The organism is Bradyrhizobium jicamae (assembly GCF_018130215.1).
In the GTDB taxonomy this organism is placed as follows: domain Bacteria; phylum Pseudomonadota; class Alphaproteobacteria; order Rhizobiales; family Xanthobacteraceae; genus Bradyrhizobium; species Bradyrhizobium jicamae_A.
The window spans coordinates 207,792-231,292 of sequence record NZ_JAFCKQ010000007.1; the positions used below are offsets into that span (position 1 = coordinate 207,792).

At 64.2% G+C, this 23,501-nt stretch carries 17 protein-coding genes; 8 read left to right on the forward strand and 9 right to left on the reverse strand.

What is annotated here, in order from left to right:
- Positions 1 to 26: 26 nt before the first annotated feature.
- Positions 27 to 2,255, reverse strand: coding sequence for a CHASE2 domain-containing protein (locus JQ586_RS12010; protein WP_212394764.1), 2,229 nt, complete (start codon positions 2,253 to 2,255; stop codon positions 27 to 29).
- A 91-nt stretch (positions 2,256 to 2,346) separates the two neighbouring features.
- Positions 2,347 to 6,891: a VCBS domain-containing protein gene (locus JQ586_RS12015; protein ID WP_212394765.1), complete on the reverse strand. Its 4,545-nt coding sequence runs from the start codon at positions 6,889 to 6,891 to the stop codon at positions 2,347 to 2,349.
- Between the two features lie 599 nt (positions 6,892 to 7,490).
- Here JQ586_RS12015 and JQ586_RS12020 point away from each other — a divergent pair.
- Complete coding sequence (locus JQ586_RS12020) at positions 7,491 to 8,243, forward strand: transglutaminase-like cysteine peptidase (protein WP_212394766.1); 753 nt, start codon at positions 7,491 to 7,493, stop codon at positions 8,241 to 8,243.
- Between the two features lie 143 nt (positions 8,244 to 8,386).
- On the opposite strand, the gene JQ586_RS12025 is transcribed toward JQ586_RS12020, so the two are convergent.
- The 6 genes from JQ586_RS12025 to JQ586_RS12050 all read right to left on the reverse strand — a co-directional run bounded on the left by JQ586_RS12025 (position 8,387) and on the right by JQ586_RS12050 (position 15,260).
- Positions 8,387 to 9,586 (reverse strand): ABC transporter substrate-binding protein, encoded by a 1,200-nt coding sequence (locus JQ586_RS12025; protein ID WP_212394767.1) that lies wholly within the window; start codon positions 9,584 to 9,586, stop codon positions 8,387 to 8,389.
- A 131-nt stretch (positions 9,587 to 9,717) separates the two neighbouring features.
- Complete coding sequence (locus JQ586_RS12030; protein ID WP_212394768.1) at positions 9,718 to 11,556, reverse strand: long-chain fatty acid--CoA ligase; 1,839 nt, start codon at positions 11,554 to 11,556, stop codon at positions 9,718 to 9,720.
- A 122-nt stretch (positions 11,557 to 11,678) separates the two neighbouring features.
- Positions 11,679 to 12,458 carry an ABC transporter ATP-binding protein gene (locus JQ586_RS12035; protein WP_212394769.1) on the reverse strand — a complete coding sequence of 260 codons (780 nt, stop codon included), beginning with the start codon at positions 12,456 to 12,458 and terminating at the stop codon, positions 11,679 to 11,681.
- Positions 12,459 to 12,468: 10 nt separating this feature from the next.
- On the reverse strand, positions 12,469 to 13,227 hold the full coding sequence (locus tag JQ586_RS12040; protein ID WP_212394770.1) for an ABC transporter ATP-binding protein: 759 nt from the start codon (positions 13,225 to 13,227) through the stop codon (positions 12,469 to 12,471).
- Positions 13,224 to 14,375, reverse strand: a complete 1,152-nt coding sequence (locus JQ586_RS12045) for a branched-chain amino acid ABC transporter permease (protein ID WP_212394771.1) — start codon at positions 14,373 to 14,375, stop codon at positions 13,224 to 13,226. Before JQ586_RS12045 ends, JQ586_RS12040 begins: the two co-directional genes overlap by 4 nt.
- 9 nt (positions 14,376 to 14,384) lie before the next feature.
- Positions 14,385 to 15,260: a branched-chain amino acid ABC transporter permease gene (locus JQ586_RS12050; RefSeq protein ID WP_212394772.1), complete on the reverse strand. Its 876-nt coding sequence runs from the start codon at positions 15,258 to 15,260 to the stop codon at positions 14,385 to 14,387.
- Positions 15,261 to 15,557: 297 nt separating this feature from the next.
- On the opposite strand from JQ586_RS12050, the gene JQ586_RS12055 reads away from it, so the two are divergent.
- A complete protein-coding gene (locus JQ586_RS12055) occupies positions 15,558 to 16,310 on the forward strand; it encodes an ABC transporter ATP-binding protein (protein ID WP_212394773.1) in 753 nt (250 codons plus the stop codon).
- Positions 16,307 to 17,827, forward strand: coding sequence for a permease (locus JQ586_RS12060; protein ID WP_212394774.1), 1,521 nt, complete (start codon positions 16,307 to 16,309; stop codon positions 17,825 to 17,827). Before JQ586_RS12055 ends, JQ586_RS12060 begins: the two co-directional genes overlap by 4 nt.
- Before the next feature lie 77 nt (positions 17,828 to 17,904).
- On the opposite strand, the gene JQ586_RS12065 is transcribed toward JQ586_RS12060, so the two are convergent.
- Entirely contained in the window at positions 17,905 to 18,789 is an 885-nt protein-coding gene (locus JQ586_RS12065; RefSeq protein ID WP_249147506.1) for an alpha/beta fold hydrolase, read from the reverse strand.
- Positions 18,790 to 19,018: 229 nt separating this feature from the next.
- Here JQ586_RS12065 and JQ586_RS12070 point away from each other — a divergent pair, with 229 nt between their 5' ends.
- From JQ586_RS12070 to JQ586_RS12090, 5 genes are all read left to right on the forward strand, one after another.
- On the forward strand, positions 19,019 to 19,831 hold the full coding sequence (locus JQ586_RS12070) for an MBL fold metallo-hydrolase (RefSeq protein WP_212394776.1): 813 nt from the start codon (positions 19,019 to 19,021) through the stop codon (positions 19,829 to 19,831).
- Positions 19,832 to 19,940: 109 nt separating this feature from the next.
- The gene (locus JQ586_RS12075) at positions 19,941 to 20,933 is read left to right on the forward strand and encodes an aldo/keto reductase (protein WP_212394777.1); all 993 of its coding nucleotides are present in this window, start codon (positions 19,941 to 19,943) and stop codon (positions 20,931 to 20,933) included.
- Positions 20,933 to 21,394: a MerR family transcriptional regulator gene (locus tag JQ586_RS12080; RefSeq protein WP_212394778.1), complete on the forward strand. Its 462-nt coding sequence runs from the start codon at positions 20,933 to 20,935 to the stop codon at positions 21,392 to 21,394. Before JQ586_RS12075 ends, JQ586_RS12080 begins: the two co-directional genes overlap by 1 nt.
- Before the next feature lie 109 nt (positions 21,395 to 21,503).
- Positions 21,504 to 22,553 (forward strand): amidohydrolase, encoded by a 1,050-nt coding sequence (locus tag JQ586_RS12085; RefSeq protein WP_212394779.1) that lies wholly within the window; start codon positions 21,504 to 21,506, stop codon positions 22,551 to 22,553.
- An 11-nt stretch (positions 22,554 to 22,564) separates the two neighbouring features.
- Complete coding sequence (locus JQ586_RS12090) at positions 22,565 to 23,497, forward strand: GNAT family N-acetyltransferase (protein ID WP_212394780.1); 933 nt, start codon at positions 22,565 to 22,567, stop codon at positions 23,495 to 23,497.
- Positions 23,498 to 23,501: the final 4 nt, after the last annotated feature.

Genomic DNA, 23,501 nt, shown 5'->3' on the forward strand with positions numbered 1-23,501 from the left:
GCGCCACAACATGGAGTTTACGTCGCCTATTTCGTCGTCAGCGCAAAGGCTCCATCCCAATCGTCCGGTGGCGGCTCCTTCTGGAAGTTGCGGATGCGCGCCTCGTAGAGGCCGTACAGGTATTGCAGCGACTGCGCGTCGTCGCTCCTGCGGCCGCGCTCGATCGCGGCAAGCGCGCCGTCCCAGTCACGGCTGCGATAGCAGGCAAGCATCTCGATGGTGAGGTTGCGCAGCCGCTGGAACCGGCCGGAGGCAGCGACATCCTCGCGGCCTGCGATCGCGTAGATCACCTCGGGCTCCTTCTTGCCCTTCACCATGATGAAGTCGAGCTCGAGGATCGCGAACTTCTCCTTCACGGCGAGCGCAGTCTTCGAACCCACGATGATCGGAAAGCCGTATTCCTTGGATTGCCCCTCCAGGCGCGAAGCCAGGTTGACGCTGTCGCCGAACACCGAATAGTCGAACCGCACGTCGGACCCCATATTGCCGACCACGCAGGGGCCGGTGTTGAGACCGACGCCGATGTTGAGCGGCACATAGATGTGGCCACCTTCCTTTGCCTCCTCCTCGCGCGTCTGGTTGAGCCGGTCGACGCGCTCCAGCATGTCGAGCGCGGCCTCGCAGGCGTTGAGCTGGTGATCCCGGTCGTCGAGCGGCGCGTTCCAGAACGCCATGATGGCGTCGCCCATATATTTGTCGATCGTACCCTTGCGGGCCAGGATCGCGTTCGAAAGCGGCGTCAGGAACCGGTTCATCAGCGCGGTGAGGCCCTGCGGATCGCTCTTGTAGGTCTCCGAGATCGAGGTGAAGCCGCGCATGTCCGAAAACATGATGGTCATCTCGCGCTCCTCGCCGCCGAGCACGAGCTTCTCCGGCGAAAGCGCGAGTTGCTCGACCAGCGCCGGCGACATGTATTGCACGAATTGCGAGCGGATCTGCCGGCGCTGCTGCTGCTCGCGCACGAAGCTCGCGAAGATCAGCGTGAGGTAGATCGCCGTCGTCGACATCAGCGGATAGGTGAAGTCGATCAGCAGGCGGTGCTCCTTGAAGAAGAACCAGGATGTGCCGACCAGGACCGATGCGAACATGCCGCCGACCGTCACCAGCGTCACGGGTCCGAATCTCGGCGCGAACGCGATCACCAGCAGGCCCATGATGATCGCGCCGAGGAACTCGAGCACGATGCCGTAACTCGGCTGCTGCACCACCGCCCCGGTCAGGGCGCTTTCCAGCAGCTGGGCGTGGATCTCCACACCCGGCATCGCCGAGGAGGCCGGCGTGGTCTTGATGTCGTTCAATCCGACCGCCGATGTCCCGATCAGCACCAGCTTGCCCGATATCTTGTCGACCGGCACAGTCCCTTCGAGCACGTCGGAAGCGGACACATAGATCGACGGATCCTGGCGCGCGAAATGCACCCATAGCTGTCCGTTGCGATCGGTCGGGATCTCCAGTCCCCTCAGCGCAATGCTCTTGACCCCGCCCTTGTCGGACTTGATCAGCACCGTCTGCGTGCCGGTGACGATCCGCAATATTTCGAGGCTGAGCGACGGCATCATCATGCCCTGCGCCCGCATCACCATCGGCACGCGTCGGACGATGCCATCCCGCTCGGTCTTGATGGTGAACAGGCCGCGCCCGGCGGCAGCGCGCTCCAGCACCGGCACGTTTCGCAGCAAGCCGGCGAACTGGTAAAGGAATGGCTCGGCCGGCTCGCCGAGCGTGGCAAATCCTGTCGTCGGCAGGGTCTCGTCGAGTTCCGACCTCACCTGCGCGAGCCCGGTCTCGCCCAGCACCACGCGCGACCGACGGATCGCGTTGGACAGGATCTCGTCGTTGGTCGGCAGCTCCCGCAGCCGCTTCCTGGTGACCTCGTCGATGAAGCGCATCTGAGCGGCCACCTTGTCCGGATTGAGCCGGTCGGGCTCGGAGAACACCACGTCGAAGCCGATCGCGACCGCGCCGAGATTGGTCAGGTTGATGATGATGTCGGCGATGGCCGTTCGCGGCCACGGCCACTGGCCCAGTTTGGCCAGGCTCTTCTCGTCAATATCGACAATGGTGACCGGATGGATCGTCTTCTGGCGGGGTTCGAAGCGCTGGAACGCGTCGAAGACCCTGACCCTCAGTTCCTCGACCGGCGCCGGATCCCAAATCCGCAGGGCCGCGCTGCCGATCAGCAGCGCCACGCAGGCCAGCCGCGCATAGCCGAAGCGCCGCGCGAACCACCGTCGTATCGCCCTGAGCCATTTCATGCGGCCTGAATATCATGCTTGGAAGCTTGTTCCAATCAGACGCGCAACTCGCCGCGCAGGACGGGGCCGCTGCTTCGCGCCTCGGCGTCCATCAAGCGAAATGAAGGATGAAATCGTGCTGGGTCAGACTCGCCTTCGACACGTTGTGCAGCGTAATCGTGTCGGCGGCATCGACCGTGATCAGCGTATCGGCGGAATTCGACGACGACGTCGTGACGTTCTGATTGAACCAGGAGCTGAAGTCGCTGGTCGAAACGACCGCGGACAGGTCGATCTGATCCTGACCGGGCGTGAAGTTCAGGATCGTGTCGTGATTGAAGTTCGGCGCAAACACGAACTTGTCCTGATAGCCGGACGCAAAGAACACATCCTTGTCGCTGGTGCCGGTCAGCGTGACCGGCTGCGTCGGGTTCTGCTGGACGTTGAAGATCAGATTGACCGTGTCGCTGGCACCATGGCCGTCGGCGACGGATACCGTCACCATGTCGGTGGCGGGCGGCGCGGCGCCCTCGTCATAGGCGATGCCGGACGCGAGCGTCGCGTTGATATCGGTCAGGTGCCCCGTCTCGGCGCCCGGTATGACGCTGCTGGTGCCCGAGCCGGCCGTGTGGGCCGTCAGGGTGAAACTCTCATCGGCCGTTGCATCCGCATCCGTGACCGTCAGGCCGGCGATCGTCGCCCCGCCCGCATTTTCGCTCACTGAGAGATTGTCGGCATTGATGACGGGAGCATCATCTGCGCCGGTGACGTCGACCGTCAGGGTCGCGGTCCCCGTGGCTCCGTGCACATCGATGGTCTCGACCTTGAACGTATCGGTATGGTTGCCCGCGGCCAGTGCGTTGATCTCGGCAGCATTGGGAACGTAAGTGTAGCCGCCGTTCGCATTGACGGTCAGCGCGCCGTAGAGGCCCGTGATCGCGGCATTGGTGGGAATGTCGTTCGCATCGAGCGCGGCGTAGGTCAGGGTCGCGGTCTCGCCATGGTCGACATCGTTGCCGTGAAGCGTGCCGGTGAGCGGGTTGAAGGTGTCGTAGGCGACGGTATCCACGACCGTGCCGGCATTGACGCTGGCCAGCGTCGGCGCGTCGTTGGTGCCGTCGATCGTGATGGTGATGGGCTCGTTCACCACCCCGCCGTGATGGTCGTCGACCTGGACGTTGTAGGTCAGCGTCAGCGTCTCGCCGGCGGCGAGGTAGTCGAAGCTCTTGTCCGGGGCCGAGAAGGTCCAGGCATCGGAACCGGTGGCCCCGTTCGTCGAATCCGACAGCTTGCCGAGCGTCAGCCAGCTCTGCACGGCATCGAGGTCAAGCCCGGACGTGACGCCGGACTCCGTCACACCGGTGATCGTGACGCTATGGGTGTCGCTGAGGTCGGGATCGGTGAAGGCGATCGCGCCAGCGGCGATATCCGGGGTGCTCGAATTGGTCGTATCGGGCGCTTCGGCGATTGTCGCCGTCTGCGGTGCCGAGGTGATGACGGGCGCGTCGTTGGTGCCGATGATCGTGATGGTGACCGGCTGGGTCACGACGCCGCCGTGATGGTCGTCGACCTGGACCGTGTAGGTCAGCGTCAGCGTTTCGCCGGCGGCGAGATAATCAAAACTCTTGTCCGGGGCCGAGAACGTCCCGCTTTGCCAACCGGTGACCCCACCGGTCGAGTCGGTAAACTGGTCCAGCGTCACCCAACCCTGCACGGCATCCAGGTCAAGCCCCGAGGTGACGCCGGTCTCGGTCACGCCGGTGATCGTGACGCTATGGGTGTCGCTGAGGTCGGGATCGGTGAAGGTGATCCCGCCAAATTCGACATGCGGGGTGTTCGAATTGGTCGTATCGGGCGCTTCGGTGATCGTCGCAGCCAGCGGTGCCGAGGTGAAGACGGGTGCGTCGTTGGAGCCATCGATCGTGATCGTGACAGGCTCGTTCACCACCCCGCCATGGTGATCGTCGACCTGGAGGTTATAGGTCAGCGTCAACGTCTGGCCGGCAGCGAGATAGTCGAAGCTCTTGTCGGGGGCCGAGAACGTCCAGGCATCGGAGCCGGTGGCTCCGCCGGTCGAATCCTTCAGACTGCCCAGCGTCAGCCAGCTCTGCACGGCATCCAGATCAAGCCCCGTGGTGATGCCGGTCTCGGTCACGCCGGTGATCGTGACGCTATGGGTGTCGCTGAGGTCGGGATCCGTGAAGGTGATCGCGCCATGGGCGGTATCAGGCGTCGCTGAACCGGTTACTCCAGGGATTTCCGTAATCGCGGCCGCCTGCGTCGGCGAAGTGATGATTGGCACATCGTTGGTGCCGGTGATGGTGATGGTGACCGGCTGGGTCACAACGCCACCGTGGTGGTCGTCGACCTGGATCAGGTAGGTCAGCGTGAGTGTCTCGCCGGCGGCGAGGTAGTCGAAACTCTTGTCCGGCGCCGCGAAGGTCCAGTGGTCGGCTCCCGTGACTCCGTCGGTCGAGTCCGTCAGCTTGCCCAGCGACAGCCAGCTCAACACGGTCGCATGGTCTGGAAGGCCCGTGGTGACACCGATCTCGCCCACCCCGGCAACAGTGACGTGGTGGGTGTCGCTGAGATCGACGTCGGTGAAGGTCACCAGACCCGAGGCGGTATCCGGCGTGATGGAACCGGTTACTCCTGGAATTTCGGTGATCGCAGCGGCCTGCTTCGGCGAGGTGATGACCGGCGTGTCATTGGTGCCGGTGATCGTGATCGTGATCGGCTGCGTGACCACCCCGCCGTGCTGATCGTCGACCTGGACGAGATAGGTCAGCGTCAGCGTCTCGCCGGCGGCAAGGTAATCGAAGGCCTTGTCCGCCGCGGAGAAAAACCAGGAGCGGGATCCCGCGGCACCGTCGGTCGAGTCGATCAGCGAGCCGAACGTCAGCCAGCTCAGCACCGTTGCCTCGTCGGCGAGACCGGTGGTGACGCCGGATTCGGTCAAGGCGACGACGGTGACGCTGTGGGTGTCGGTCAGGTCGGGATCTGTGAAGGTGATCGTGCCGCTGGCGGTATCCAGGAAGGGAGAATTCCGCACCGCCGGGATCTCGGTGATCGCGGCCTGCTGCGGCGCCGACGTGATGACCGGCACGTCGTTGGTGCCGGTGACGGTGATCGTGAAGGTCTGGTAGCTGACCTGCTCGGACGGCGCGAAATTGTTGTCGACGGCCACCGTGTAGGTCAGCCTCAGCGTTTCACCGGCCGCCAGGAAGTCGAAGGCGCCGTCGGGAAGGCTGTAGGTCCAGGTGGCGGAGCCGACGTTCAAATTGCCGGGAGTCTGCTCGATCTGCAGTGGAATCTCGACCGCCTTGATCGCGGCCAGCTGCTTGGCCGTCAACGACGAGGTGACGTCGACATTGGCGGCATCATAGTAATTGAAGGACGTGAAGCTCGCACTTGCACTCGGACGATCACCGACATTGATGTCGACCCACCTGATGACACCGGAGACCGTGTCGGCGGACTGGCTATGCGAGAGATCCAGCCGCTCGTCGAACGACGTACCCTGGGTCACCAGGACCGTCGGCGCCAGCGCGACGTGTCCGAACGCATTGGTCGGCCCGGCCGCCGGATGGCTGGCGATGTTCGCCAGGAAGATCGTCGCCGGCACCACGATATCGGTGCTTGCGAGCTTGAAGTTCGTCGTTTCCGGGATGACGCTGTCGGTGAAATTTGTCGTGAGCTTGGTGTTCGTATTGCTGTTGTCGGTGAACTTCAGCGCGAACACGTCGGCGATGAGTTTCTGCGCATCGGCCGAAAGCGGCGCCGACGCCAGGAAGCTGACGCTGCCCTGGCCGTTGACGACCGTCTGCGTGCCGGCCTGATCGACGGTTGCGATCGGGTTGAGCGTCGTCTTGTCGAACAGGATGTAGGAGCCGGTGGTGCCGTCCGGCTCGACCAGTACCTGGAAGCTGGCCGGCGGGGCGCCGCCCTGAGCCGGGACGGTGAAGTCGATCTCGACCAGCACTGCGGTGCCGCGGATGCCCATGGTCGCGACCGGCGTGTCGACCTTCATGTCGCCATGCTTGGCGGTGGCGCCGGCAACAAACGAGATCGTGCCCTGGACCAGGCTCATCAATGACGAATTGTTCGACCCGTTCGGGTCGTACACCATCTCGTTCAACACCATCTTGGCGTTCGGGCCGAGACCGAACACGGTGCCGTCGATGAAGGTGATGCCGAGTGACGAGTCGGCGCCGGCCTGGACCACGTCGCCCTTGAGGACGTTGTCGCCCTGGTTCAGCACGATCGCGACGCCGTTGCGAACCGCAGTGGCACTGCCGGCCAGCTTGCTGACGTGACCGATGACCTTGGGTGGCTCGACGGCGCCGGCCTGCGCATATTGAGTGTAACCGGTCAGCGCGTTGACGATGTCGCCGGTCAGATGCGCGCCGTCGGGCGAGGCCAGCGCAGCGCGCTTCTCGCCCTTGAAGTAATCCTGCAACACCAGTTCCCGATCGTCCTTCGACAGGACCAGATCGAGGCCGGAACGCTTCAGGTCGCCGGTAAAGAGGAGTTGCGCGTCGTTGACGACGATCGCGCCGGGCGGTGCATGAGTGGAAACGCTGTCGACATGGACATGCCCACCGACGTGAGCGTCCAGACCCGGCGAAAAGCCGTCGAATTTCTCGACAAAGTTCACTGCGGATCACCGCACTAAGGTTAATAATTATGGAATAAGCAAACGATTACGCTTGCATATCATCGGAAAGACCCCGACGGAACCATTCTGTGCTTGCGCGGGTCCCGACCTTCGCCGCGATCTTGACGGGCTGCTCAGCCCCTTCTGCCTGATCTCGTGTAGTTTTGGTTTATTTGCAGGTAACTGGAGGTGAGATTCGACCGAAGATACGTAATTGTCCACGTATTCGTGGTATTGTTTGGCATATCATTACTTGCCTCTATTTCCCCTCAATTCCCGAACGGGATTTGAGCCCAATTTTCCGGTTAAAGCTGTGAATTGGCTTACAAAATCACAGATATTCCAGCAGGCGCCAGATTAACCGGAAAACAAGGATAAGGCGCCGGCAGGCGGCAAAAGGTTCGCCGGAACCGTTCATGAAACCGATAAAGTTTTCGGCACCCCGACGAGGCAGCCTTCACGGTCTTTTGCGCTTCCCGCGCCGATTCGGCCGGTCTTAAACCGATTCAAAGTCCCACGTCCCATGCTCACGGCACGAAACGATCCGGTCACGTGCGGGCGATAGGTCGCCTCGCCGATGCCTGGACCACGGGTGTCAAATGGGGATCCTGCTTCGCTCGCGCGTTCTGCGCGCCATCATTCTTGCTTGCGGCCTGGCCTCGATCGCGCCGGTCGGGCAGCTCAATGCCGCATCGCTGCTCACACCCGCCCCGGCGGAGCTGATCAGGAAATCGGCCGAGCCGTTCGGGCTGCCCACCGCGTTGCTGATCGACGGTGGTCTGCACGACAAATGGCTCGGCGTGCAGCACCATCTCGCCGACGAGCTGGTGCAGCTTGCAATCTGCGACGGCGATCGCGAGGGCTGCGCCTCTCCCGAGGCGCTCCGCTTCCTCGCCATCATCGATCTGGGGCGCGCAAGCGAAGGCCGTGCCCGGCTCGGCCAGATCAACCGCGCCATCAATCTCGCGATCCGCCCGGGCAGCGACCTCGCGCTCTATGGCCAGCTCGACGTCTGGACCTCGCCGCTCGCGACCCTCGCCAGGGGCGCCGGCGACTGCGAGGACTATGCGATCGCGAAATTCGTCGCGCTGCGCCAGGCCGGCATCGCGGCCGAGGATCTGCGGATCGTCGTCTTGCGCGACCTGCTCAGCGGCGAGGACCACGCGGTCGCCGCGGTGCGGCTCGACGGTCGTTGGTTGACGCTCGACAACCGCCGCATGGCGATGATTGAGGATTCCGACGTCCATAACGTTCGGCCGACCTTCGTGATCGGCGAGAACGGCACCAGCAGATATGTCGACGAGGCCCCCCTCGCCGAAGCGGCGCTGCAATCGCCGACGCGGATGAATTGACGAACCATCGCGCCGGCGGTGCAGGCACGAGGTGCTCGCGACAGAATTGCGAAGCAATTTTGCGCTGAAGCGACGAAGCAATCCATTGCACCATTTTCGGTGAGATGGATTGCCTCGCTCGCGATGTCTCCGAGCCACCCTCCTCAGAACATCAGATTATCCTTCACCAGCACCCAGCGGCCTCCCTTGACCTGCTGCACCTGGGTGATGGTGTTGGCAAGATGATCGGTCTTGGAGAACTTGGTCGGCGGCGAGTTGAAGATGTCGAGGAACTTGTCGCCTGATTCCAGGGCATCGAGCATCTTCTGGCCGGTCAGATCCTTGCCCGCCTTCTGTGCGTAGAAGGCAAAGGTCTCTACGGCGTTGTAGCCGATGATGGCTTGGGTGTTGGCGTCGGTGCCGAACATCTTCTTGTAGTTGACGAGCCAGTCCTTGACCCTGCCCTTCGCGGTGTCCTCGTAGGGGATCTCGAAGCCTGACGCCGCATAGAGCCCCTCGACCGCTTCCTTGCCGAGTGCCGGCACTTCCAGCACGTTTGTCGGGGTGGCGCCGAGGAAGGTCACGTCCCAGCCGAGCTTCCTGGCCTCGCTCATCGCACCGATGGTCTCGCGGATGATCGTGCCGAGCACGACGAGATCGCAGCCGTCGGACTTCATCTTGGCGACCTGCGCCGAGAAGTCGGAGGCGCCGCGCTTGTAGCTCGTGATCGAGGCCGGCTGTATCTTCATCGCCGCGAGCTGCTGGTTGAAGCCGTCGAGCACGTTTTTCCCGTACTCATCGTCCTGGTGCATGATGCAGGGCTTCTTGAAGTTCTTCCAGTCCATCATGTATTTGAGCGCGGCGCGCGTGCTCTCGACATAGGGCAGCAGGTTGTTGAACTTCAGCCGTTCCTGCGGCTTGTTCGGATCGAACTTGAAGGTGAATTCGGCCGCTGTCAGCGGAAACAGCTGCAGCACGCCGGCGTCGAACAGGATGTCCTGCGCGGCGAGCACCGTCGGCGAGCCCATCGGGCCAATCATCGCAAAGACCTTGTCGCGCTCGACCATCTTCTGGGTGGCCAGCACGGCGCGCTTGGGATCGTAGCCACTGTCCTCGAGAATCATCTTGATCTTGCGGCCGTTGATGCCGCCGCTGGCATTGATCTCCTCGACCGCCATCTTCATGCCGTTGGACACCGGAACGCCCCAGACCTTGATCGGGCCCGAGAGATCCTGGTGCGTCCCGATCACGATCTCGGTCGGCGAGACGCCTTCATTGGTGACCTTGGTCTGGGCTGCGGCCGGCAGACAGGTCAGCGCCAGCGCGCTGACCGCAAGGCCCAGCGCATTCAGCAATTTCGACATTGCAGTCTCCTCCTTCATTGGCCCGTGTTGAGCGAAGGGTTGGGCCCTCGTCAGCCCTACGCCGTTTGTCCTCGATTCCTCGTGAGCATGATCTTGCCGGAAAGCCGCCTCGCGCCGTTCCGGATCATGCTCTAGGCGACCGCGCGCTCGCCATACATGGCGTCGATCTCGGTCGCGTAGCGCTTGTTCACGAAGCTGCGCTTCAGCTTCATGGTCGGCGTCAGCTCCTCGTCCTCCGGGGTGAGCTGGCGCTCGATCAGGTAGAACCGCTTGATGGTCTCGACGCGCGCGAAATTGGCGTTGACCGTCTCGATTTCGCGGTGGATCAGGTCCTGGATCTCGCGGGCGCGGCACAGGCTTGCATAGTTGGTGAAGGGGATGTCGTGGTCCTGGGCGAATTTCTCGACATTCTCCTGGTCGATCATGATCAGGCAGGTGAGATAGGGCCGTTTGTCGCCGATCACGACCGCGTCCGAAACATACGGCGAGAACTTGAGCTGGTTCTCGATCTCCGACGGCGTGACGTTCTTGCCGCCCGAGGTGATGATGATGTCCTTCATCCGGTCGGTGATCTTCACATAGCCTTCATTGTCGATCGAGCCGACGTCGCCGGTGTGCAGCCAGCCCTTGGCGTCGATGGTCTCGGCGGTCTTCTCCGGCTGGTTGAGATAGCCCATGAACAGGAAGTCGCCCTTGATCAGGATTTCGCCCTTCGGGCAGATCATCACCTCGCCCCACGGCGCGGCCTTGCCGACCGAGCCGAGCTTGATGCGGTCGGACGGCATCAGGGTGGCGACGCCGCAATTCTCGGTCTGGCCGTAGACCTCGCGCATGTCGATGCCGAGCGCGAGATACCAGCGGATCAGGTCCGGCGCGATCGGCGCAGCGCCGGTGAAGGCGATCCGGCAGCGGTCGAGCCCGAGCATGCGGCGGATGTTGCGGAACACCAGCCAGTAGGCGGCGCGGTTCATCAGCCGCAGCGACAGCGGCGGCGTCTCGCCCTCCAGCCGGCATTCGGTCATGCGATGACCGACCGCCAGTGCGCGGCGGTACATCCAGTTCTGGAACGGAGTTGCATCCTTCAGCGCGATGGTGATGCCCGAATAGAACTTCTCCCAGATCCGCGGCACGGCGAGGAACGCGGTCGGCTGCACCTCGCGCAGATTGTCCGGCACCGTCTCCGGACTTTCGGCGAAGTTCATCACCGAGCCGAGTGCGAGCGAGATGTAGTAGCCGCCGACCCGTTCGGCGACGTGGCAGAGCGGCAGGAACACCAGCCGCTCCTCGCTGTCGGTCGAGGGGAAGAGATCGTTGGCATGGCGCATCTGGTGCGTCACGCTGCGGTTGGAGTGCATCGCGCCCTTGGGCGGTCCAGTCGTTCCCGACGTATAGACCAGGATCGCAAGATCGGACGCTGTGCGGCTGCCGGTCATCTCGTCCCACAGCGGCTCGTTCCCCGACGCGTGATTGCGGCCGATCGCCATGAATTCGGCAAGCGACAGCACCATCGGATCGGAGAAGCCGCTCAGGCCCTCCATGTCGAACACGACGATCTTCTCGAGCGTCGGGCAGCGCGCGCGGCAGGCCAGTACCTTATCGAGCTGTTCCTCGTCCTCGACAAAGACGATCCTGGTGCGGGAATCGTTGAGGAGATACTCGACCTGCGCCGACGAGTCGGTCGGGTAGATGCCGGACGACACGCCGCCGGCGCACAGGATGCCCATGTCGGCATAAACCCACTCCGGCACCGCATTGGCGATGATCGAGGCGACATCGCCGGGGCTGAAGCCGGTGGCATGCAAGGCGAAGGCGATGTCCTTGGATATCTGCAGCCATTCTCGCCAGCTGGTCGGCTGCCAGATGCCGAACGTCTTCTCGCGGATCGCGGGCCTGTCGCCCCGCGTCTCCACCGCCTTCAGAAAGCTCCTCGCAATCGTGTCGGCGACTGTCAGCACCGCCGGTCTTGCCATGCGCGCCTCCTCCTCTGCCGCCTGTCTCCCGTGCCGGTCCCCGCCGGTCTTGTTCGCGAAACAGGCCTGAAATCTAGCTCCAAGTCCCTCTCAACGCCAAATCTCCCGGGCACCAGGTCTTCCTAGCGCCACGTCTTCTTCTTTTTCCAGCGCCGCTCGCCCCGCGCGCCCGCTTCCTTGGCGCCGAGATAGAACTCCTGGATGTCGGGTGAATCAATCAACCGCTCGCAAGTGTCGTTCATCACGACGCGGCCGATCTCCAGCACATAACCGTAGTGCGCCGTCTCAAGCGCGATCTTGGCATTCTGCTCGACCAGCAGGATCGACATGCCCTGCTCCTCGTTGACGCGGCGGATGATGGTGAATATCTCCTTCACCAGGATCGGCGACAGGCCGAGCGACGGCTCGTCGAGCAGTAACAGCGTTGGGCGGTTCATCAGCGCCCGCCCGATCGCCAGCATCTGCTGCTCGCCGCCCGAGAGCTGCCCGGCCGGCTGGTCCAGCCGCTCCTTCAGCCGCGGGAAATAGCCGTAGACACGCTCGAGATCCTTGGCCACGGCGTCACGGTCCTTGCGCGGATAGGCGCCCATCATCAGGTTCTCGCGCACCGACAGGAACGGAAACACCTCGCGTCCCTCCGGCACATGGCTCAAGCCGAGCCGCACGATCTTGTCAGCCTCCATGCGCTGGATCGGCCGCCCCAGGAATTCGATCGTGCCCTTCTGCGGATCGAGGATGCCGGAGATCGTCTTCAGAACCGTGGTCTTGCCGGCGCCGTTGGCACCGAGCAGCGTCACGATCTGCCCCCGCGGCACTTCGAGGCTGATGCCGCGGATCGCCATGATCGGCCCGTAGTAGCTTTCGATGTTGGAGAGCTTCAGGATGATGTCCGACACGCTCATGGCATCACCCTCATGCGCCGAGATAGGCTGCGACGACGTCGGGATGGTGCTGCACCTCGGACGGCGAGCCCATCGCCAGCACGCGGCCGTAATTCAGCGCGATCACGCGGTCGGAGACGCGGTTGACCAATGTCATGTCGTGCTCGACCATCAGCACGGTGATGCCGAGCTCGCTCTTCATGTCGCGGATCCAGAACGACATGTCGTCGGTCTCTTCGACATTGAGCCCCGATGACGGCTCGTCCAGCAGGATCAGCTTCGGCTCCGAGCACAGCGCACGCGCGAGTTCGATCACCTTGCGCACGCCGTAGGGCAGGCCCGAGATCAGCTTGTCGCGGTAGGGCTCCAGATCGAGGAACTCGATCACCTGCTCGACCCTGCGGCGATGTGCCTTCTCGGTGGCGCGCACGCTCGGCAGGAACAGCAATTCCTGCCAGAGCTGCGTGGTGGAATGGCGATGGCGGCCGACCAGGAGGTTGCTCAGCACGGTCGCATTCTCGAACAGCTCGATGTTCTGGAAGGTGCGAGCGATGCCGAGCCTTGCGATATCGTAGGCCGGCTGTCGCGTGATGTCCTGATCCTCGAAGAAGATCCTGCCCGAGGTCGGCGGATAGATGCGCGAGATCAGGTTGAAGATCGAGCTCTTCCCGGCGCCGTTGGGCCCGATGATCGACAGGATCTCGCCCTTCTCGACCGCGAAGCTGACGGCATCGACCGCTTTCAGGCCGCCGAAATGCAGGGACAGGTTCTCTGCGCGGAAATAGCTCATCGGTTCCGCTCCGACTTCACATAGATCTTCTGCCGCTTGAAGGTCGCGCGCTTGTAGAGCGGGAACAGCTGAAAGAACAGCTTGATCTTGAGCCAGCGGCCGTAGAGTCCGAGCGGCTCGAACAGCACGAACACCACGATGATCACGCCATAGATCGCGCCCTTCAGCCCGTTCGCCGACGCAAACGCCGCGACCGCGTCCTGAATGTGCCCGGCGCGCACCTCGCCGGCGCCGAACGTCGCGGCGATGCCCGATATCACGCCGGGCATGTCGTCCTTCAGATAGGTCAGGAACGGGTCGATCATCACCAGGAAGATCGCGCCCAGCACCGCGCCGTGCAGGCTGAAGATGCCGCCGATCAGGATCACGATGATGAACTCGATCGAGAGCTGCAGCGTGAACATCTCCGGCGAGATGAAGGACATCTTGTGCGCGAACAGCACTCCGGCAAGGCCGGTGATGCCGGCCGATATCGCGAACGACTTCACCTTGTAGAGCGAGACGTTGATGCCCATGCTGCGCGCCGCGGTCTCGCTGTCGCGGATCGCGACGAAGGCACGCCCGGTCGGCGAGCGCAGCAGATTGAGGGTGCCGACGATGGTCAGCACCAGCACCGCAAGACAGAGATAATAGAAGGTCGGACCATCGCGCGAGATGGTGGCGCCGAGCAGCTGGATGGTCTTGACCCGCATCCCCTCATTGCCGTTGGTCACGCTCTCCCAGCGCGCCATGATCTCCTCGACGATGAAGGCAAAGGAGATCGTCGCGATCACGAGATAGATGCCTTGCAGCCGCAGCGCCGGAAAGCCGACCAGCGCGCCGACCACGCCGGTCAGGAGCCCCGCCGCGAGGAAATAGACCGGAAACGGCACATTGAACTGCTGCAGATAGGCCGCAGTGTAGGCGCCGATCGCAAGGAAAGCGGCGTGACCGAGTGACGCCTGCCCGGTGAAGCCGGTCAGGATCATCAGCCCGACGCCGACGGTTGCATAGATGCAGACGAAGACGAGCTGGCTCATCAGATAGCTCGACAGCACGTAGGGCGCGATCACGAGCGCCGCCAGCAGCAGGCCATATGAAGTGACGTAGCCCGAATGCGGGAACAGCCTGATGTCGTCCTGGTAGTCGGTCTTGAAGAGAAACCGCATGTGTCCTCCTCAAACCTTCTTGCGTGCGTGCAGGCCGAACAGGCCCTCGGGCTTCAGCAGCAGGACCGCGAGCAGCACGATGTAGGGCGCGACATCCTTCCATCCCTGCGGCAGGTAGAAGCCGGCCATGCTCTCGATCACGCCGATCAAGACGCCGCCGACCACGGCGCCGGGGATCGAGCCGAAGCCGCCGAGGACGGCGGCCGGAAACGCCTTCAGCCCCAGCACGAGCCCCACGTTGGAATGGATGAAGGTGATCGGCGCCAGCAGCACGCCGGCGCAGGTCGCCACCGCCGCCGAGATCGCCCAGACGATCGACACCACCCGCTTGACCGGAATGCCCATGTAGTAGGCAGCCAGCATGTTCTCGGAACTGGCGCGCATCGCGGTGCCGAGCGTGGTGCGGTTGAAGAACAGGTAGAGCAGCGCGCACAGGATGATGGTCGCCGCGATCACCGACAGCTTGTCATAGGCCAGCACCAGATTGCCGATCCGCAGGACACCCTGGCTGAACGGCGTCTCGATCTTGAAATCGTCGGTGCCCCAGATCATGCCGGCGACCGAGCGCAGGAAATAGCCGAGCCCGATCGTCGCCATGATGATCGAGAATTGCGGATAGCCGAGGATCGGCCGCACCACGATCCGCTCGGCCAGCATGCCGAACAGCGCCATGCAGATGACCGCGCCGGCAAAGCCGACCCAGTAGTTCAGTCCGAGGATGCCGACGAAAGTGAAGGCGAAGAAGCCGCCCAGCATCATCAAATCGCCTTGCGCGAAATTGACGACCTCGGTTGCCTTGTAAACGAGCACGAACCCAAGCGCGATCAGGCCGTAAACGCAGCCAAGCGCAACGCCGCTGACGAGTTGCTGAACAAAGTCCAGCATCGTTCCCTCCCCGATGCACCGGCAATTCCTGCCGATCGCCTTGGTGCATCCCGCCTTCGCGCCCTTGTGCCGCAAGCACTGAAAGCCGCCTATGTCCGGGGGCCGATTGAGCCAAAAGGCCCGATCCGTGTCAACAAACCGCCGGCCGGCCCGCATTATCACAATTGGGGAGAAATCCGGCAGCACGGACTATTACGGATATCGTCTCCGATTTGGCCAGCGCGATTCATTGTGCCGAAACAGTTTCTGCCCCACACTGCGCAACCGAAGAGCGCAATCCGGGATCATCACGCCATCATGACATCGGGGCTGTCCGCACTCGAGGTGCGAGGGTTAACGAAGCGTTTTGACCGCCCGGCGGTCGACGCGCTCGATCTCACGGTGCGTGTCGGCGAGTTCTACGCGCTGCTCGGCCCCAACGGCGCAGGCAAGACCACCACCTTGCGCATGGTGGCGGGTCTGCTGCGGCCCGATGCCGGCTCGGTGTCGATCCTCGGCATCGACGCGCTGACCGATCCGGTCGCCGCCAAGCAGGTGGTGGCCTGGGTCTCGGACGAGCCGATGATTTACGACAAGCTGACCCCGCTGGAGTACCTTGAGTTCGTCGCCGGGCTCTGGGGCGTCGATCCCCGCGTCTCCGAAGGCTCGGCGCACGACCTTCTGGTGTCGCTGGGGCTCGAGGCGCATCTCAACGAGCGCTGCGAGGGCTTTTCCAAGGGCATGCGCCAGAAGGTGGCGCTCGCCGGCGCGCTGGTGCATGAGCCGCGGCTGATCATTCTCGACGAACCGCTGACCGGCCTCGATGCGCTGTCGGCGCGTCACGTCAAGGGACTGCTGCAGGAGCGCGCGCGCGCCGGCTGCACCGTGATCATGACCACGCATATCCTCGAAGTCGCCGAGCGCATGGCCGACCGGATCGGCGTGATCGCCGCCGGAAAGCTGATCGCCGAGGGCACGCTCGCCGAGTTGCGTCAGCAGAACGGACGCAACGACACCAGCCTCGAGGACATGTTCATCGCGCTGGTCGACACCGAGGCGGCCGCCGCGTGAGTTCCGCAGGCCACCTCTCCTGGTTCGTTCGCCACGAATTCCGCCTCGCCTGGCGTGAATGGCTGGCGATGATGACCGGCGGCCGGCGCCGCCGCAACCGTGCAGTGATCGGGCTGTTGATCGCCGCCGCGATCCTGCATCTGCCGGCCTATGCCGTGGTCGGCCGCTTCGCCGATTTGCGCTTCCCGCTCGATCCGTCATCGCTGATCGTGCTGTCAGCGACGATCTTCCTGTCCTGGGCCCTGATGCTGTCGCAGGCGATCGAATCCGTGACACGGGTGTTCTATGCCCGCGCCGATCTCGACCTGATCATGTCGTCGCCGGTGAAGCTCACCAACATCTTCTCGGTGCGGATCGCCGCGATCGCGCTCTCGGTGACGAGCATGGCGCTGCTGCTCTCGACGCCGTTCGTCGACGTGCTGGTCATCCTCGGCGGGGCACGCTGGCTCGCCGGCTACGGCGTCGTGGTCGCGATCGGCCTGTCGGCCGCGGCGGTCGCGATCGCCATCACCGTGTTCCTGTTCCGCCTGATCGGCCCGAGCCGGACGCGGCTGGCAGCACAGATCGTCTCCGCCGTCATCGGCGCCGGCTTCGTGATCGCGCTGCAGATCGTCGCCATCCTCTCCTACGGCACGCTGTCGCGCTTCGCCGTGCTCAACTCTGCCACCGCGGCGCACCTCGCTCCCGGTCCGAACAGCCTGGTCTGGTGGCCGGCCCGCGCGGCGCTTGGTGATCTCGAAGTGATGCTGCTGCTCGTCGCCGGCGGGCTCGTGATGCTTGGCATGGTGATGGCGGTGTTCGCGCCACGGTTCGCCGACACCGTGGTGAGCGTCGCGGCCAATCCGGCTGCCACCATCCGCAGCCGCACCCGCGCATTCCGCATCGGCTCGCGCCAGCAGGCACTGCGCTGGAAGGAATTCCTGCTGCTGCGTCGCGACCCGTGGCTATTGTCGCAGAGCCTGATGCAGATGCTCTATCTGGTGCCGCCGGCGCTGATGCTGTGGCGGAGCTTCTCCGGCTCCTCGACCGCCATCGTGCTTATCACGCCCGTCATCGTGATGGCGGCGGGTCAATTGGCCGGCGGCCTGGCCTGGCTGACGATCTCGGGCGAGGACGCCGCCGATTTGGTGGCGACCGCCCCGCTGCCGCCATCGCGCGTGATCCGTGCCAAGATCGAGGTGGTGCTGATCGCGATCGCCGCCATCTTCACGCCATTGATCACGGCACTGGCGTTCGCCTCGCTCCGGCAGGCCGTGGTGACGGCGATTGCGGTGGTCATAGCGACCGCATCCGCCGCAGCGGTCCAGCTCTGGTTCCGAGCGCAGGCCAAGCGCAGCCAGTTCCGCCGCCGCCAGACCTCGTCACGTGTCGCGACCTTCGCGGAGGCCTTCTGCTCGATCGGCTGGGCCGCGACCGCGGCACTGGCGTTGACGATCCCGGGCGCCGCCATCGCCAGCGGCATCCTGACCACGATGACACTGGCCACAGCCTGGAAGATCAGCCCGAAGAAGGCGTGAGCTTACGCCCTCATCATGTGACGGCTGCATCGGCCTGCGATCAGGCGACGCTTGCGATCGACCGGATCAGGCACCCATCAGGCCCTGATCAGTTCCATCACGGCCGCAGCAAAGGCTTCCGGTGCTTCCTGCGGCAGATTGTGACCGGCGTGCGGGATCACCCGATACGCCCGGCGAGCGCTGTACTTCGCCGCGGTGGCGACGCCGTCGGTGGCGGCCGTGACGCCATCGTCGCCTCCGTCGAGCACGATGGTGGGGACCTCGATCACCGGCAATGCGGCCAGCCTTCGCTGCAACTCGGCATATTGCGGATCGCCCTCGGCAACGCCGAAGCGGTGGCGATAGCTGTGGATCACCACGTCGACATAATCCGGGTTGTCGAATGCGATGGCGCTGCGCTCGAAGCAGGAATTGTCGAATTGCCAGCCCGGCGACCATTGCGACCACAATAATCTGGCGATCCCGCGCCGGTTGGCGGCAAGCCCGGCGCGGCCGCGCTCGAGCTGGAAATAATACTGGTACCAGAGCGGCACCTCGCGCTCCGGCCGCGCCGGCACCATCGCGTTCGCGATGTCCTGGATCATGTAACCGTTGCTGCAGACGAGCCCGATGCAGCGCTCCGGCCAGAGCGCCGCACCGATCGAAGCCGCGCGGCCGCCCCAATCGTAGCCGGCGAACACCGCGCGTTGGATGCCGAGCGCATCCATCAGCGCCATCATGTCGGCGCCGACGGCGGCCTGTTCGCCGGAGCGCAGGGTGCTCTTGTCGCGGAACCTGGTGAGGCCATAGCCGCGCAGATAGGGCACGATGACACGGCAGCCTTGCGCCGCCAGGTCGGGCGCGACGTCGACAAAGGAATGGATGTCATAGGGAAAGCCATGCATCAGCATGACGACCGGACCGCTGGCGGGACCCGCCTCGTAATAGGCGATGTTGAGCACGCCGGCGTCGACGTGACGCAGCGGTTCCAGCCGCTTCGTCGAAGGCGCGCGCGTCGCTGAGGCAGTTTCGGTCACGGCCGGCTCCCCTGATGTCGATGGCTTGTGCGGCATGGTAACGCCTCTCGGCGGAATAATCGCCGATATCGTGTTGCAGGGCACGCCATGGAGCGATGCGCCGGCGTCATCATGACGGGAGCCTCGATCGGCGATAATCTTCCGGCCGCGGACGTCGTGACGGACGGAACATGCCATGCCGAGACTGCTCGCCTTGCTCGTCCTGCTCGGGGCCTTCATCGGTCATGCGCGGGCGGAAGAAGCCCAGCGCAGCGAGTGCCTGGCGATGGCAAATGCGCCGCCGCGCGCGATGCCGGTCAGCTTCCGCCGCGTGGCGGCCAAGGCCGACGAGGTCGCGATCACCTATGCCGGCCATTCGACCTATTACATCGAAACGCCGGGCGGCATCCGCATCGCGACCGATTACAGCGGCGCCTATCAGGTCGGCCGGCTGCCCGACGTCGTAACCATGAACCGGGCACACTCGACGCACTACACGCTGTTTCCCGATCCCCGGATTCCCCATGTGCTGCATGGCTGGGGCGAGAACGGGCAGGCTGCGCATTACGCGATGCGGATCGGCGACGTCTACATCCGCAACGTCACCACCGACATCCGCCGCTATTGGGGCGAAGGGCCCGGCGGCGAGATGATCAAGGACGGAAATTCGATCTTCATCTTCGAGGTTGCCGGCCTCTGCATCGGCCATCTCGGCCACCTCCACGTCAAGCTCGACGACAGCCATTTTGCGGCGATTGGCCGCCTCGACATCGTGATGGTGCCGATCGACGGCACCTATACGATGTCGCTCGACGGCATCTCCGAGATCACGAGGCGCCTGCGATCCGCCGTTGTGCTGCCGATGCACCGCTTCTCGACCCCGCTCGACGAATTCATGCGCCTGATCGGCCAGCAGTTCGAGATCGACCAGCGCAGCGAACGCACCTTGCGCATCTCGCGGGATACGCTGCCGGCGACGCCGACCGTGATCATCCTCGACGGCGTCTGAGCGCCCTGACACGATTTCGTGCGCCGGTCATTTTTCGCGCTTGACCTAGAGTATGCTCTAGCATGTTCACTCGGGACTGTCGGCGACGTCAATAAAGAGGACCAGCAGCATGACGACCACCACGCTTCCCCACCGCAAGCTCGGCCAGAACGGTCCAGAGGTCTCCGCCATCGGTCTCGGCTGCATGTCGCTATCCGGCGTCTATGGCGCCAATGACGATGCGGCGACGCCTGACTTGATCCGCCATGCCATCGACCTGGGCATCGACTTCCTCGACAGCGCCGACCTCTACGGCTGGGGCCACAATGAGGAGCTGCTGGGCCGCTCGCTCAAGGGCCTGCGTGACAAGGTCGTGATCGCCACCAAGTTCGGTCAGGTCAGGACCGCGACGGGACAGGGCGTCGACGGGCGGCCCGCCTATGTGCAACAGGCCTGCGAGGCAAGCCTGAAACGGCTCGGCATCGAAACCATCGACCTCTATTACCAGCACCGCATCGATCCGAACGTCCCGATCGAGGACACGGTCGGCGCCATGGCACGGCTCGTCGAGCAGGGCAAGGTCCGCCATCTCGGCCTCTGCGAGGCGCGGCCCGAAACCATCCGTCGCGCCCACAGGGTGCACGGACTGGCCGCGGTGCAGACCGAGTATTCCCTGCTCTACCGCAGGGAAGCCGAGGAGACGCTGGAGACCACGCGGGCGCTCGGCATCGCCTTCGTCGCCTATTCGCCGCTCGGCCGCGGCTTCCTGACCGGGCAGATCCAGTCGCAGGCCGACATCGCCGGCGATCGCCGCGGCGATCATCCGCGCTTTGCCGGAGACAATTTTTCCCGCAACCGCGATCTGGTCGGCGGCATCGTGGCGATCGCGCACGACAAGGGCTGCACGCCCTCGCAGCTCGTGCTCGCCTGGCTTCTGGCGCAGGGACAGGACATCGTCCCGATCCCCGGCACCAAGCAGCGCGGCCGGCTCGAGGAGAACATCGGCGCGCTGGAAGTCACGCTGTCGCCGGAAGACAATGCGCGGATCACTGCGGCAATTCCGCCGGGCGCCGTGGCCGGCGAGCGCTATCCGGCCGGTGCGATGAAGGCAGTCTATCTGTGATGGATGCCCGCACACCGCCTTCACGGGCCGCGCCGGGCGCGCTCTACATCGGCGACATCGCCCGCCGCTCCGGCCGCAGCGTCCACACCATCCGCTGGTACGAGGCGCAAGGCCTGATGCCCGGCGTCGTCAGGGACCGCGGCCGCCGCCGCGTCTACAGCGACGACCATATCGGCTGGCTCGATCTGGTGGAGCGGCTGCGCCTGACCGGCATGTCGATCCGGCAACTACGCGAATACACCGTGCTGGTGAAGCAGGGCAGCGCGACCTTGCGCAAGCGCCGCGCGCTGCTTGCCGACCACCAGCGCCGTGTCCAGGCGATGATTGCCAAATGGACCGAGGCGCTCGCGCTGGTCGACGCCAAGATCGAGTTCTACGACGAATGGGTCGCAAAGGGCTCGCGCCCTGCGGTCTCTGCCCAGCAGCGCGCACGCGCCAGGCCGCCTGCGACCAGGCCCTGACGGCCAACCCCAATGCCCCCGTTTGACGCATTCCCCCCGGCCTCGTTATCCTCCGAACAGCCGACATCGCATCGGCGGCCGACAAGAGCAAGAACAGGGAGCATGATCCATGGCCAGCACTCTGCCCGCCTCGGCGAGCGGGCTTTTTGCCAATCCGCGTGAAGACTGGCTTGCCCAATATAGCGAGGAGATCATCGACCCTGGCCGGCCGATCGTCGATCCGCATCATCACCTCTGGGACCGCGGCGGACTGCGTTATCTGATCGAGGAGATGCGTGACGACATCGCCTCCGGCCACAACATCATCGCGACCGTCTATGTCGATTGCCGCTCGATGTACCGCGCCGGCGGGCCGGAAGCATTCCGCCCCGTCGGCGAGGTTGAATTCGCCAACGGCGTCGCCGCGATGTCCGCGAGCGGTGGCTATGGCAAGGCCGCGATCTGCGCCGGCATCGTCAGCCACGTCAATCTCCTGCTCGGCGATCAGGCCAGGGCCGTGCTGGAGGCGGAGATCGCTGCCGGCAACGGCCGGTTCCGCGGCATCCGCCATTCCTCGGCCTGGGACGAGGACCCCGACGTCGCCCACATGTATGCGAACCGTCCGAAGGGACTGCTGCTCGATCCGACGTTCCGCAGGGGCTTTGCCTGCCTGGCGCCGCTTGGCCTCAGCTTCGATGCCTGGCTGTTCCATCCGCAGATCGGCGAGCTCGCCGACCTCGCCCGCGCCTTCCCCGAGACCCGGATCGTGCTCGACCATTGCGGCGGCCCGGTCGGGATCGGCCGCTTCGCCGGCAAGCGCAACGAGACCTTTCCGGTCTGGAAGGCCTCGATCCGGGAGATCGCCAGCTGCTCGAATGTCGTCGTCAAGCTCGGCGGGCTGGCCATGTGCCTGCTCGGCTACGATTTCCACCTCCGCCCGAAGCCGCCGTCCTCGGAGGAACTTGCGGCCGCCTGGCGGCCTTATGTCGAAACCTGCATCGAGGCTTTCGGCCCCGACCGTTGCATGTTCGAGAGCAACTTCCCACCTGACAAGGGTCAATGCAGTTACCAGGTGATCTTTAACGCGTTTAAACGGCTTGCGTCACAATATAGCGAAGTTGAAAAGACTGCGTTGTTCTCAAAGACGGCAAAGGATGTTTATCGGCTCCACATCGGGTAGTCTTGCGACTCATGGATGACAGCATCACCATCCGGCCGCTCCGGGAGACTGATGCGGACGCGGTTGTCGCACTCTACAGCAAGGCGGCCACGGTGGAACCGAGGCTTGGGCCGATCACGCTGCCGCAATGGGGCCAGTTCCTGAAGCTGCCGCAGAACCGCGGCGGGCGTGACTTTCGCGTCGCCGAGCGGAATGGCCGCCTCGTCGGACTCGCCGAATCCTCCCTGCGCGACCATGGCGGGCATCATTGCCGGTTCCTCAAGATCGTCGTGGTGCCCGAGGCGCGACGCCGTGGCACCGCGCTTGCGCTGTTCGATGACGTGCTGGCAATCGACGCCGGCGACGACCTCGCCATACAGACGCTGGTAAGTCCCGACTGGCCGGCGGGAATGGCTTTCGTATCGGTGTTCGGCTTTGCCCGGATCGAATCCGAGATCGGCATGAAATGCGTGGAGCCGTTGCAGCCCGCGCGCACGCTTGCGGCGGCTCGCGCCAGCATCGAACGGGCCGGCGATGTCACGGCCTGCGCGGCCGAGATCGCGCATATCCACAATACCGCCTACGCCTCGGACGCCGCGTTCCGCCTGTATTCGCCGGAAGAGATGGCGCAACTGCTGACCGAGAGCGAGGTCTGGATCGCCTCGGAAGACGGGCAGGTGTCGGGCTTTTGCCTGACCGAGCCGGAGCAGAACTCGATGTGGATCGAGTCGGTGGCGGTCGATCCCGCGCGGCAGGGACGCGGGCTCGGCCAGGTCCTGGTCTATCACGTGCTGACCGCGCACGAGGTTTCGGTCGAGCATCCGTGCTGGCTGAACGTCTCGAGCCGCAACCCCGCCGCGCTCAAGATCTATCGCCGGCTCGGATTTCGGCCGCAGCACGAGACCTGCCGCTTCAGCGCGACGCGAGGCGAATTGATCGCCGCGCGTCATCGCCGGTTCAACTGAAGCC

Bases quoted from the DNA above. Each gene is read 5' to 3' on its own strand.
- JQ586_RS12010 (WP_212394764.1), bottom strand. From the start codon at position 2,255: ATGAAATGGCTCAGGGCGATACGACGGTGGTTCGCGCGGCGCTTCGGC.
- JQ586_RS12020 (WP_212394766.1), top strand. From the start codon at position 7,491: ATGGGGATCCTGCTTCGCTCGCGCGTTCTGCGCGCCATCATTCTTGCT.
- JQ586_RS12025 (WP_212394767.1), bottom strand. From the start codon at position 9,586: ATGTCGAAATTGCTGAATGCGCTGGGCCTTGCGGTCAGCGCGCTGGCG.
- JQ586_RS12030 (WP_212394768.1), bottom strand. From the start codon at position 11,556: ATGGCAAGACCGGCGGTGCTGACAGTCGCCGACACGATTGCGAGGAGC.
- JQ586_RS12035 (WP_212394769.1), bottom strand. From the start codon at position 12,458: ATGAGCGTGTCGGACATCATCCTGAAGCTCTCCAACATCGAAAGCTAC.
- JQ586_RS12040 (WP_212394770.1), bottom strand. From the start codon at position 13,227: ATGAGCTATTTCCGCGCAGAGAACCTGTCCCTGCATTTCGGCGGCCTG.
- JQ586_RS12045 (WP_212394771.1), bottom strand. From the start codon at position 14,375: ATGCGGTTTCTCTTCAAGACCGACTACCAGGACGACATCAGGCTGTTC.
- JQ586_RS12050 (WP_212394772.1), bottom strand. From the start codon at position 15,260: ATGCTGGACTTTGTTCAGCAACTCGTCAGCGGCGTTGCGCTTGGCTGC.
- JQ586_RS12055 (WP_212394773.1), top strand. From the start codon at position 15,558: ATGACATCGGGGCTGTCCGCACTCGAGGTGCGAGGGTTAACGAAGCGT.
- JQ586_RS12070 (WP_212394776.1), top strand. From the start codon at position 19,019: ATGCCGAGACTGCTCGCCTTGCTCGTCCTGCTCGGGGCCTTCATCGGT.
- JQ586_RS12075 (WP_212394777.1), top strand. From the start codon at position 19,941: ATGACGACCACCACGCTTCCCCACCGCAAGCTCGGCCAGAACGGTCCA.
- JQ586_RS12080 (WP_212394778.1), top strand. From the start codon at position 20,933: ATGGATGCCCGCACACCGCCTTCACGGGCCGCGCCGGGCGCGCTCTAC.
- JQ586_RS12085 (WP_212394779.1), top strand. From the start codon at position 21,504: ATGGCCAGCACTCTGCCCGCCTCGGCGAGCGGGCTTTTTGCCAATCCG.
- JQ586_RS12090 (WP_212394780.1), top strand. From the start codon at position 22,565: ATGGATGACAGCATCACCATCCGGCCGCTCCGGGAGACTGATGCGGAC.